The 12,139-nt window shown below is 63.4% G+C and carries 9 protein-coding genes; 6 read left to right on the top strand and 3 right to left on the bottom strand.

The annotated features are described in order from the left end of the window. Nucleotides 1-3: 3 nt before the first annotated feature. The gene (betB, locus tag B0G71_RS23290; RefSeq protein ID WP_116144516.1) at nucleotides 4-1,473 is read right to left on the bottom strand and encodes a betaine-aldehyde dehydrogenase; all 1,470 of its coding nucleotides are present in this window, start codon (nucleotides 1,471-1,473) and stop codon (nucleotides 4-6) included. A 42-nt stretch (nucleotides 1,474-1,515) separates the two neighbouring features. Next, a complete protein-coding gene (gene betI / locus B0G71_RS23285) occupies nucleotides 1,516-2,103 on the bottom strand; it encodes a transcriptional regulator BetI (RefSeq protein ID WP_106280839.1) in 588 nt (195 codons plus the stop codon). Nucleotides 2,104-2,418: 315 nt separating this feature from the next. Here betI and fdhA point away from each other — a divergent pair, with 315 nt between their 5' ends. Beyond that, nucleotides 2,419-3,618 carry a formaldehyde dehydrogenase, glutathione-independent gene (gene fdhA / locus B0G71_RS23280; protein WP_106308190.1) on the top strand — a complete coding sequence of 400 codons (1,200 nt, stop codon included), beginning with the start codon at nucleotides 2,419-2,421 and terminating at the stop codon, nucleotides 3,616-3,618. Nucleotides 3,619-3,817: 199 nt separating this feature from the next. Here fdhA and B0G71_RS23275 read toward each other — a convergent pair whose 3' ends face one another. Next, nucleotides 3,818-4,813 carry a GlxA family transcriptional regulator gene (locus tag B0G71_RS23275; protein ID WP_106280835.1) on the bottom strand — a complete coding sequence of 332 codons (996 nt, stop codon included), beginning with the start codon at nucleotides 4,811-4,813 and terminating at the stop codon, nucleotides 3,818-3,820. A gap of 442 nt (nucleotides 4,814-5,255) precedes the next feature. On the opposite strand from B0G71_RS23275, the gene B0G71_RS23270 reads away from it, so the two are divergent. From B0G71_RS23270 to B0G71_RS23250, 5 genes are read left to right on the top strand one after another with little or no spacing between them, the layout of a single operon-like run. Continuing rightward, nucleotides 5,256-6,530: a serine hydroxymethyltransferase gene (locus B0G71_RS23270; RefSeq protein WP_116144514.1), complete on the top strand. Its 1,275-nt coding sequence runs from the start codon at nucleotides 5,256-5,258 to the stop codon at nucleotides 6,528-6,530. An 18-nt stretch (nucleotides 6,531-6,548) separates the two neighbouring features. Beyond that, on the top strand, nucleotides 6,549-7,520 hold the full coding sequence (locus B0G71_RS23265; protein WP_106280831.1) for a dipeptidase: 972 nt from the start codon (nucleotides 6,549-6,551) through the stop codon (nucleotides 7,518-7,520). Between the two features lie 53 nt (nucleotides 7,521-7,573). After that, complete coding sequence (locus B0G71_RS23260; protein ID WP_116144512.1) at nucleotides 7,574-8,110, top strand: DUF5943 domain-containing protein; 537 nt, start codon at nucleotides 7,574-7,576, stop codon at nucleotides 8,108-8,110. 48 nt (nucleotides 8,111-8,158) lie between these two features. Further along, on the top strand, nucleotides 8,159-10,222 hold the full coding sequence (locus B0G71_RS23255; protein ID WP_116144510.1) for an NADH:flavin oxidoreductase: 2,064 nt from the start codon (nucleotides 8,159-8,161) through the stop codon (nucleotides 10,220-10,222). A gap of 2 nt (nucleotides 10,223-10,224) precedes the next feature. Then, nucleotides 10,225-12,138, top strand: coding sequence for a (Fe-S)-binding protein (locus B0G71_RS23250; protein ID WP_116144508.1), 1,914 nt, complete (start codon nucleotides 10,225-10,227; stop codon nucleotides 12,136-12,138). Nucleotide 12,139: the final 1 nt, after the last annotated feature.

Raw genomic sequence — 12,139 nt, 5'->3', positions numbered from 1 at the left:
TCCTTAAAACACCGGTTGATACGGGCCGAGTTCGACCTGCACGGACTTGATGCGCGTGTAGTGCTCGAGCGTGGTGATGCCGTTTTCGCGGCCCACGCCCGATTGCTTGTAGCCGCCCACCGGCATTTCCGCGGGCGATTCGCCCCACGTGTTGATCCAGCAGATGCCTGCTTCCAGCTGATGAATCACGCGATGCGCGCGCGCCAGGTTCTCGGTCACGACGCCCGCGGCAAGCCCATAAGCGGTGTGGTTCGCGCGCGCGATAGCTTCGTCTTCGTCGTCGAAAACGAGAATGCTCATCACCGGCCCGAAGATTTCTTCGCGCACGATGCGCATGTCGTCATGGCAGTCGGCAAAAACCGTCGGCTCGACATACTGGCCGTTACCGAAGTGGCCTTCGGTGAGACGCTTGCCGCCTGCCACGAGCCGCGCGCCTTCCTGCTTGCCGCTTTCGATATAACCCAGCACCTTGTGCAATTGCGCGGCGCTGACCAGCGGCCCGAAGTTGGTGGCCGCGTCGGTGGGCGCGCCCACGCGAATGCGCTTGACGCGTTCCAGCACCAGCGCTTCGAAGCGCTCCAGCACGCCGCGTTGCACGAATACGCGTGTGCCGTTGGTGCAGACCTGGCCGGAGCTGAAGAAGTTGGCGCTCATCGCGATGTCGGCTGCGCGTTCGAGATTGGCGTCGTCGAACACGAGGAGGGGCGACTTGCCGCCGAGTTCCATCGTCACTTCTTTCAGCGACGAAGCGCCCGCCATCGACATCACGTTCTTGCCCGTTTCCACGCCGCCGGTGAACGAAATTTTCTCTATGTCGGGATGCGCGGCGAGCATCGCGCCGACGCGTCCGTCGCCTTGCACGACGTTGAACACGCCTGCGGGCACGCCGGCTTCGGTATAGATCTCGGCGAGCTTCAGCGCCGACAGCGGCGTGATCTCGCTCGGCTTGAAGATCATCGCGTTGCCGGCCGCAAGCGCGGGCGCCGACTTCCAGCACGCGATCTGGATCGGGTAGTTCCATGCGCCGATGCCCGCGCAAACGCCCAGCGGTTCGCGCCGCGTATAGACGAACGACGTGGGCCGCAACGGAATCTGCTGTCCCTCGATCGCAGTGGCGAGGCCCGCGTAGTACTCGATCACGTCCGCGCCGGTGACGATATCCACCGCGAGGGTTTCCGCGATCGGCTTGCCGGTGTCGCGCGTTTCGAGCGCGGCGAGTTCGTCGTTGCGCTCGCGCAGAAGCTCGACGGCGCGGCGCAGAATGCGCGAACGCTGCATGGCCGTGAGCGCGGCCCATTCGCGTTGGCCTTCCTGCGCGGATCGTACGGCGCGATCGACGTCGGCCGCCGACGCCTGCTGCACGCTCGCGAGCGTTTCGCCGGTGGCGGGGTCGAGCGTGTCGAAGGTTTCGCCGCTGGTGGCGTCGACGTACCCGCCGCCGATATAGAGACGTTGCGTTGCGAATACCGCCATGACTAACTCCTTTCTGAATGTGTCGCCGATCTGTTGGTGTGCTTACTCGTGCGAGGCGAGGACCAGATCGATATAGTCGTTGGCCACGCGCAGCGCGGCTCTGGTGTCGAACGGCTCGCCCGAGAGCGCGCCGCGCAGCCACAGGCCGTCGATCAGCGCCGCGAGGCCGCTCGCCGCACGGCGCGCCGCGGCACGCGGCATGGCTTTGGAAAAATCCGCGCACAGATTCGAGTTCAGGCGGCGCGTGTTCACGTACTGCAGCCGCCGCAATGCCGGCTTGTGCATGCTCTCGGACCAGAACGCGAGCCAGGTTTTCATGACCGGGCCGCTGGTCTGTTCGGCGTCGAAATTCGCGGCGACCACCGCGCGTAATTTCGAGCGCGGGTCCGCTTTCGCCGCGCGGCGCCGGCGTGACGTGGCCTGCCACAAGTCGCGTAGCACGTGACGCATGGTGGCTTCGAGCAAGCCGTCCTTGTCGCCGAAATAGTGGCTGACGATGCCCGTGGAAATGCTCGCGCGCTGCGCGACCGAAGCCAGCGTGGCCCCCGCGAGACCGGTCTGGTCGATCGTGTGGAGCGTGGCGTCGATCAACTGCGCGCGGCGGATTTCGCGCATTCCGAGTTTGGGCATGGTGCGGGCGCTGGTGCTGGCGTTGGGTGCTGGCGTTGACTGCGGGCGGACTGCGGGCGGACTGCGTTAAACGAAAGCAATCCGTCCACGTGGATTCGAACGACCATGTTAGGTTTTTTATATTGAACGGTCAATCAATAAAAAGCCATCTGCGGCAGGATGGGCAAGGGCTCCGCTCACCGTGTCGGTTCCGGCCAAACCCATGTCGCGTTCGGCACATGCGCGTCGTTCACCGGGCGCTACGCTCGTTGAACGGCGTGCTTTTGACGAACCGGGCGAACCGGGCGCGCCGCTCACAAGACATGGAGAGAGACAATGAGCAGCAATCGCGGCGTCGTGTATCTGGGGCAGGGCAAGGTGGAAGTGCAGTCGATCGACTTTCCGAAGATGGTCGATCCGCGTGGCCGGTCGATCGGTCACGGCGTGATCCTGAAGGTGGTGAGCACGAATATTTGCGGCTCCGATCAGCACATGGTGCGTGGCCGCACGACCGCCGAAGTCGGCCTCGTGCTCGGCCACGAGATTACCGGCGAGGTGATCGAAGTGGGCCGCGACGTCGAAACGCTGAAGGTCGGCGATCTCGTTTCCGTGCCGTTCAACGTGGCCTGCGGACGCTGTCCGACCTGCAAGGCGCAGCATACCGGCGTGTGCCTGAACGTGAATCCGTCGCGGGCCGGTGGCGCTTATGGTTACGTGGACATGGGCGGCTGGATCGGCGGCCAGGCCGAATACGTACTGGTGCCGTACGCCGACTTCAATCTGCTGAAATTCCCCGATCACGCGCAGGCCATGGCGAAAATCCGCGACCTCACGTGTCTGTCCGACATTCTGCCGACCGGCTACCACGGCGCGGTGATGGCAGGCGTGAAGCCCGGCGCCACCGTGTATATCGCGGGGGCGGGTCCGGTGGGCATGGCGGCGGCGGCTTCGGCGCGCTTGCTGGGCGCGGCCTGCACGATCGTCGGCGATATGAACGAGGAGCGTCTCGCGCACGCGCGCAAGATGGGCTTCCAGACCATCGATCTGTCGAAGGACGCCACACTGGGCGAGCAGATTGAGCAGATTCTCGGCAAGCCTGAGGTGGACTGCGCGGTCGACTGCGTCGGCTTCGAAGCGCACGGCCACGGCAGCAGCGGATCGCACGAGGAAGCGCCGGCCACCGTGCTCAACTCGCTGATGGAGATCACCCGGGCCGCGGGCGCGATCGGCATTCCGGGCCTGTACGTCACGGACGATCCGGGCGCCGCCGACGCCGCCGCGCGCAAAGGCAGCCTGAGCATCCGTTTCGGTCTGGGCTGGGCCAAGTCGCACTCGTTCCATACCGGGCAGACGCCGGTCATGAAATACAACCACAATCTCATGCAGGCGATCTTGTGGGACCGTTTGCCGATTGCGGATATCGTCAACGTGACCGTGGTGTCGCTCGACCAGGCGCCTGATGGTTATCGTCAGTTCGATGGCGGCGCGCCTAAGAAGTTTGTGATCGATCCGCATGGCTTGCTGAAGGCGGCTTGATCGTGGCTTGAGCGCGGCATGAAGTGGCGGCGGGACTGCATGCGCAGTCTCGCGCAGCGCTGCGCCGTTGTCGGGCGGAAAGGTGAGTAGCCGAAACCGAAGTGGTTGACCCACAAAAAAAACGCGTTGAACGGAAAACCGCTCAACGCGTTTGTATTTGCGGCGGCCGCGCACTCAAGCCGTCAAGCAATCCGTCGCCTCAAGCCGCCAGCACCGGCACTGCCGCGAGCGATGGCGCCTGCTTGCGCCGCTCGCGCGTCGGCGCCGTGCCGAACGCGTCGCGATAGCTCTTCGAGAAATGGCACGCCGACTGGAAGCCGCATGCCATCGTGATGTGCATGATCGACATATCGGTTTGCAGCAACAACTCGCGCGCGCGCCGCAGACGCAGCGTCAGGTAGTAGTGCGTCGGCGTCATGCCCAGATGTTCGCGGAACAGGCGCTGCAATTGGCGTTGCGACATGCCGGCAAGGCGCGCGAGTTCTTCGCGCGAGAGCGGTTCCTCGATGTTGTTCTCCATCAGCGAGATCACTTCGAAGAGCGACTTGTTGGCTGAGCCGAGTCGCGCCACCAGCGGCATTTTCTGTTGCGCGCTGGTGTCGCGCACATGTTCGACGATGAACTGCTCGGCGATCTGCGTGACGCGTGCCGTGCCGACGCGTGGCGCGATAAGGTTCAGCATCATGTCGAGCGGCGCCACACCGCCGGTGCACGTGACGCGATCGCGATCGATCACGAACAGTTCTTTCAGAAAGCGCGTGTCGGGAAACTCTTCCTTGAGCGCCGACATGTTCTCCCAGTGAATCGCGCAAGCATAACCCGCCAGCAAACCGGCGCGCGCCAATGCGTACGTGCCGGTACACAGGCTGCCGAGCACGCAGCCCAGCCGCGCGAAGCGGCGCAATGCGGAAAGATGGGCGGGAGTGGTGGCGCGCTGCACGTCGATGCCGCCGACCACGAACACAATGTCCGGCTGCCCGACGCATTCGACCGGTCCCGTATCGACCGACAGACCGTTGCTGGCCGTGACCGGGCCGCCGTCGGGACTCACGATCGACCAGCGGTAAAGCGTTTGGCCCGTGAGGTAGTTCGCCATGCGCAGGACTTCGATCGCGTTGGTGAACGCAATCATGGTGAAGTTGGGAACCGGCATGAAAGCGAAATGCGACAACGACGCCGTGCGATCGGTGGACATGAGAGGAATGATTCCTTCGAATCTGTAATGTCACGTCGCCGTGGGGAGCAGCGACTTCTTTAATTTTGAGGACTATGGCAACTACCGTGCCATCAGGCTAAACCCTCGGTTAGCCCGTATACGACTCGGATAACTAAACAGGTGGCACCAGAACAGAGCCGTACGGGTCCGCTTGCGCACCTGAAGCGCGCACGGCGTTCGCGTGCAGTGCAGCATGAACGCGCGTTCGGCACGCTCGTTCGGTCATGGGAGGGAGCGCGGCAGCGCCGACTTGTGAAAAAAGGACGCGTATGGCGGAAAAGGCAAAGAACGCGTCTGAATTCATAAATTGACCAGCGGGGCGAGCGTCAAGAATAGACGCAATGCACACCGGTAGTAGCAGGGGCCAGGCAAAGCCCAGACGCGGCTTCCGGCCTTCCGTCAACGACTCCACGGACCTTCCATGTCGAACCCGAATCCTTTCTTCGAAGCAACGCTCGCCACGCGCGATACAGCGGTGCGCGGCGCTATTCTGAAAGAGCTCGAGCGCCAGCAGTCGCAAGTCGAACTGATCGCGTCGGAAAACATCGTGTCGCGCGCGGTGCTCGAAGCGCAGGGCTCGGTGCTGACCAACAAGTATGCGGAAGGCTATCCGGGAAAGCGTTACTACGGCGGTTGCGAATATGCCGACGTGGTCGAAACGCTGGCGCTCGATCGCATCAAACAACTCTTCAACGCGAAATTCGCCAACGTGCAGCCGCATTCCGGCGCGCAGGCGAACGGCGCGGTGATGCTCGCGCTGGTGAAACCCGGCGACACGGTGCTCGGCATGTCGCTCGACGCCGGCGGCCACCTCACGCACGGCGCCAAGCCGGCCATGTCGGGCAAGTGGTTCAACGCGGTGCAATACGGCGTGAACCGCGACACGATGCTGATCGATTACGAGCAGATCGAAGAACTCGCGCAGCAGCACAAACCCGCGTTGCTGATCGCCGGCTTTTCGGCCTATCCGCGTGCGCTGGATTTTGCACGACTGCGCGCGATCGCCGATAGCGTCGGCGCAAAGTTGATGGTGGATATGGCGCACATTGCCGGGATCATCGCGGCTGGGCGTCACCAGAATCCGGTCGAGCATGCGCACGTGGTGACGTCGACCACGCACAAGACACTGCGCGGTCCGCGCGGCGGCTTTGTGCTGACGAATGACGAAGACATCGCGAAGAAGATCAACTCGGCCGTGTTCCCTGGCTTGCAGGGCGGCCCGCTGATGCATGTGATCGCCGGCAAGGCGGTCGCGTTCGGCGAAGCGCTGGAACCGGGCTTCAAGACCTACATCGACAGCGTGCTCGCCAATGCGCAGGCGCTCGGCGAAGTGCTCAAGACAGGCGGCGTCGATCTGGTCACGGGCGGCACGGACAACCATCTGCTGCTGGTCGATCTACGACCCAAGGGCCTCAAGGGCAACCAGGTCGAGCAGGCGCTGGAACGCGCGGGCATCACCTGCAACAAGAACGGCATTCCCTTCGATACCGAGAAGCCGACGATCACTTCAGGCATCCGCCTGGGCACACCCGCGGGCACCACGCGCGGCTTCGGCGTCAGCGAATTCCGCGAAATCGGGCGGCTGATCGTCGAGGTGCTCGACGCGCTGCGCGACCAACCCGAAGGCCATGCCGCCACCGAACAACGCGTGCGCCGCGAGATTTTCGCGCTGTGCGAACGCTTTCCCATCTACTGAGTACGCCTGGAGCACACGATGAGCACATTGCACGACAACAGCATCATCATCGACGGTCTGAACATTTCGAAGTTCGAGCGCTCGGTGTTCGAGGACATGCGCAAGGGCGGCGTCACCGCGGTAAACTGCACGGTCTCGGTCTGGGAAAGCTTCCAGAAGACCGTCGACAACATCGCCGAGATGAAGCAGCAGATTCGCGAGTACGGCGAGATTCTCACGCTGGTGCGCACCACGGACGACATTTTCCGTGCGAAGAAAGAGAACAAGACAGGCATCATTTTCGGCTTCCAGAACGCGCATGCTTTCGAGGACAACCTCGGCTATATCGAGGCGTTCAAGGACCTCGGCGTGAACGTGGTGCAGCTTTGCTACAACACGCAGAACCTCGTAGGCACCGGTTGCTATGAGCGCGACGGCGGCCTGTCGGGCTATGGCCGCGAGGTGATCCAGGAGATGAACCGCGTCGGCATCATGGTCGATCTCTCGCATGTGGGCGGCAAGACTTCTTCTGAGGCGATCGCCGCATCGAACAAGCCGGTGTGCTACTCGCATTGCTGCCCGTCGGGGCTGAAAGAGCATCCGCGCAACAAGAGCGACGAGCAACTGAAGGAGATCGCGGACGCGGGCGGTTTCGTCGGCGTGACGATGTTCGCGCCGTTCCTCAAGCGCGGCCCGGATGCGACCGTCGAAGACTATATCGAAGCGATCGAGTACGTGGTGAATCTGATCGGTGAGGATCAGGTCGGCATCGGCACGGATTTCACGCAAGGCTACAGCACGGAGTTCTTCGACTGGATCACGCACGACAAAGGCCGTTATCGCCAGTTGACGAACTTCGGCAAGGTGGTGAATCCGGAAGGCATCCGCACGATCGGCGAGTTTCCCAACCTGACGGCCGCGATGGAGCGCGCCGGCTGGAGCGAGACGCGCATCAAGAAGATCATGGGTGAAAACTGGGTGCGGGTGTTTGGCGAAGTCTGGAAGGTGTGACCTTCCAGCGCTGCTGAAACCTCACTCGCACACATAAAAAACGGAGCCTCCACATGCAACCTCAACTGCCTATCGACGTCGATGCGAACACCGGCGTCTGGACCACCGACGCGCTGCCCATGCTGTACGTGCCGCGCCATTTCTTCACGAACAACCACACCGCCGTGGAAGAAGCGCTCGGCCTCGAGACGTATGCCGAGATTCTCTACAAGGCCGGCTACAAGTCGGCGTATTTCTGGTGCGACAAGGAAGCGAAGCAGCATGGCCTCGCCGGCATCGCGGTGTTCGAGCATTACCTGAAGCGTCTGTCGCAACGCGGCTGGGGCATCTTCACGATCACCGAAGCCGATCCGTCGAGTTCGCACGCGCGCATCGAGTTGCATCACTCGTCGTTCGTGCTGGCGCAGCCGGACAAGGTCGGCAAGCTTTGCTACATGTTCGCCGGCTGGTTCGCGGGCGCGATGGACTGGGTCAACGACACCGCGCCGGACGCGTCGCGCAAGGGCCCGCCGTCGCATTCGAGAGAAGCGCAATGCGCGGCCGAGCACCACGACCACTGCGTGTTCGAAGTGTCGCCGCTGGCTTCCTGAGCGGCGCACGGCACCGCAAAAAAGCACTCCATTCCGAGGTCGATCGCAATGCGTTACCCGAACCTTTTCAAGCCTCTCACGCTGAACAAGCTGACCTTGCGCAACCGCATCGTCAGCACCGCGCATGCGGAGGTCTATGCGGAGCCGGGCGGCCTGCCCGGCGACCGCTATATCCGTTACTACGAAGAGAAGGCCAAGGGTGGCGTCGGCCTCGCGGTGTGCGGCGGCTCGAGCCCGGTGTCGATCGACAGCCCGCAAGGCTGGTGGAAGTCGGTGAATCTGTCGACCGACAAGATCATCGATCCGCTCGCGCGGCTCGCCGAAGCCATGCACACGCACGGCGCGAAAATCATGATTCAGGCCACGCACATGGGACGCCGTTCCGCGTTTCATGGCGAGCATTGGCCGCATCTGATGTCGCCGTCCGGCGTGCGTGAGCCGGTGCATCGCGGCAACGCCAAGATCATCGAAGTCGAGGAAATTCGCCGCATCATCAGCGACTTCGCGGCGGCCGCGAAACGCGTGAAAGATGCGGGCATGGACGGCGTCGAAATCTCGGCAGCGCATCAGCATCTGATCGACCAGTTCTGGAGCCCACGCACCAATTTTCGCACCGACGAGTGGGGCGGCTCGCTCGAAAACCGCCTGCGTTTCGGTACGGAAGTATTGAAGGCCGTGCGTGAAGCAGTCGGCGCGGACTTCTGCGTCGGCCTGCGCATGTGCGGCGACGAGTTCCATGAAGACGGGCTCGATCACGAACAACTGAAGGAAATCGCCCAGGCGATGAGTGAAACCGGCCTGATCGATTACCTCGGCGTGATCGGCTCGGGTGCGGACACGCATAACACGCTCGCCAACTGCATGCCGCCGATGGCGCTGCCGCCCGAACCGTTCGTGCATCTCGCGGCCGGCATCAAGTCGGTGGTGAAGCTGCCGGTCATGCACGCGCAAAGCATTCGCGACGCGGGCCAGGCGGAGCGCCTCCTCGCCAGCGGCATGGTCGATCTGGTCGGCATGACGCGCGCGCAGATTGCCGATCCGCATATGGTCATCAAGATCCGCGATGGCCGCGAGGATGAAATCAAGCAGTGCGTCGGCGCGAATTATTGCATCGACCGCCAGTACAACGGGCTCGACGTGCTGTGCGTGCAGAACGCCGCGACCTCGCGTGAAGAAACGATGCCGCACGTGATCGCCAAAACGCGCGGGCCGAAGCGCAAGGTGGTGGTGGTCGGCGCGGGCCCAGCGGGACTCGAAGCGGCGCGCGTGGCGAAGTCGCGCGGTCATGACGTGGTGCTGTTCGAGAAGAACGACTACGTCGGCGGCCAGATCATGCTGGCCGCGAAAGCGCCGCAGCGCGAACAGATGGCGGGTATCGTGCGCTGGTTCGACATGGAGACGAAGCGCCTCGGCGTGGACCGGCGCCTCGGTGTCGCCGCCGACGAGAAAACCATCATGGCCGAGAAGCCGGACATCGTCGTGCTCGCCACCGGCGGTTCGTCGTTCACGTCGCAAGTGGCGGCGTGGGGCGTCGACGAAGGCCTCGCCGTGAGTTCGTGGGATGTGCTCTCGGGCAAGGTCGAGCCGGGCAAGAACGTGCTGGTGTACGACGGCGTGAGCACGCATGCCGGCGCGGGCGTGGCCGACTTCATGTCGAGCCGCGGTTCGAACGTCGAGATCGTGACGCCGGACGTGAAGGTTGCCGACGATGTGGGCGGCACCACCTTCCCGATCTTCTACCGCCGGCTCTACGCGCAAGGCGTGATCCATACGCCGAACTACTGGCTCGATAAGGTCTACGAGGAAGACGGCAAGAAGATCGCCGTGATCCGCAACGAGTACACCGAAGAGCAGGAAGAGCGCGCGGTCGATCAGGTGGTGATCGAGAACGGCAGCACGCCGAACGACGAGTTGTACTGGCAGCTCAAGCCGGAGTCGGTGAATCGTGGCCAGGTGGACGTGCATAAGCTGTTCGCCTCCGAGCCGCAGCCGTCCTTGAGCGAAGAACTCGGCAATGGCCGCTTCCTGCTGTTCCGTGTCGGCGACTGCATTTCCATGCACAACATTCACGGCGCGATTTACGACGCGCTGCGCCTTTGCAAGGATTTCTGACGATGAGCCCCGTGTTTGTCATCACCGTCCTGCTGTGGTTGTCGGTGGCTGGTCTGGCGTTCGCGCTCGTCAAACGCGCCGCGTATTGGCGCGAAGGCCGCGCGACGGCGGCGGGCGCGTACGGCTGGACCAATCTGCTGTCGATTCCCAAGCGCTACTTCGTGGATCTGCATCATGTGGTGGCGCGCGATCCGTACATCGCGAAAACGCACGTGGCGACCGCGGGCGGCGCGATTCTCGCGATGGCGCTGGTGTTCGTCAACTATGGGCTGGCGATCTACTCGCCGTGGCTCGACAAGCTGATCTTTCTCGCCGCGCTCGTGATGCTGGTCGGCGCAGTGTTCGTCTGGCGTCGGCGTCATGGTGCGAAAGCGGTGCCGGCGCGGCTCTCGCGCGGACCTTGGGATCATCTGCCGCTGTTGCTCGGCTCGTTCGCACTCGGTCTCGTGCTGTTCATCGCGCTGCCTGCCGGTGCGATGTCCGGCGCGCTTGCGATCATCGTCGCGCTGTTGATCGCGGCCGGCGCGTTTGCGATGACGTTCGGCGCGGCGCGCGGCGGGCCGATGAAGCACGCGCTCGCCGGTCTGCTGCACCTTGCGTTTCATCCGCGTCAGGAGCGTTTTGCGGAGCGCAATGACAACGACGTGGTGCCGCCTACGGCATTGAAAGCGCCGCTGCTCGACGCGAAAGAATACGGCGTCGGCAAGCCGGTCGAGTTTCGCTGGAACCAACTGCTCAGTTTCGATGCGTGCGTGCAGTGCGGCAAGTGCGAAGCGGCCTGTCCCGCGTTCGCCGCCGGTCAGCCGCTCAATCCGAAGAAGCTGATTCAGGACCTGGTCACGGGCATGGTGGGCGGCACGGACGCGGAATACGCGGGCAGTCCCACGCCTGGCATTCCGGTCGGCAAGCATGCTGGCGCGCCCGACAGGCCGCTCATCTCGACGATGATCGAAGCGGACACGCTGTGGTCCTGCACGACCTGCCGCGCGTGCGTGCAGGAGTGTCCGATGCTGATCGAACACGTCGACGCAATCGTCGATATGCGCCGCAATCAGACGCTGGTGGAAGGCAGCGTGCCGGGCAAAGGCCCGATCACGCTCGCGAATCTGCGCGAGACGGGCAGTTCGAACGGCTACGACATCGGCGCGCGTTACGACTGGGCCGTCGATCTGCAGGTGCAGGTCGCCCAGCCGGGCCGTCCGGTGGACGTACTGCTGATCGCCGGCGAAGGCGCGTTCGACATGCGCTATCAACGCACGCTGCGCGCTTTGGTGAAGGTGCTGAATCGCGCGGGTATCGACTACGCGGTGTTAGGCGGCGTAGAAACCGATACCGGCGACACGGCCCGGCGTCTCGGCGACGAGGCCACCTTCCAGCAACTCGCGCTGAAGCTGATCGGCACGCTCTCGCAGTACTCGTTCCGCAAGATCGTCACCGCCGATCCGCACGTGCTGCACAGCCTGCGCAACGAATATCGCGCGCTGGGCGGTTTCTACGAAGTGCAGCATCACACGGCACTGATCGAGCAACTGGTCGCGAGTGGCAAGCTGACGCCACGCGTGGTGGCTGCTTTCGCGGATCGCAAGATCACGTATCACGACCCGTGCTATCTGGGCCGCTATAACGGTGAGACCGAAGCGCCGCGCAAGCTGTTGAAGACCATCGGCATCAAGGTCGTCGAGATGGAGCGCAACGGCATGCGCGGACGCTGCTGCGGCGGTGGCGGCGGTGCACCCTTGACCGATATTCCGGGCAAGCGGCGTATTCCGGATATCCGTATCGACGACGCGAAAACCGTCGGCGCGGAGATCGTCGCGGTGGGCTGTCCGAATTGCACGGCGATGCTCGAAGGCGTGGTGGGGCCGCGTCCGGAAGTACTGGACGTCGCCGAACTGGTTGCAGCGGCGCTGGAGTAAC

Source organism: Paraburkholderia sp. BL27I4N3, from assembly GCF_003386115.1.
Lineage (GTDB): Bacteria > Pseudomonadota > Gammaproteobacteria > Burkholderiales > Burkholderiaceae > Paraburkholderia.
Note: the sequence above shows the minus strand (reverse complement) of the source record. Positions and strands in the feature narration are given on the sequence as shown.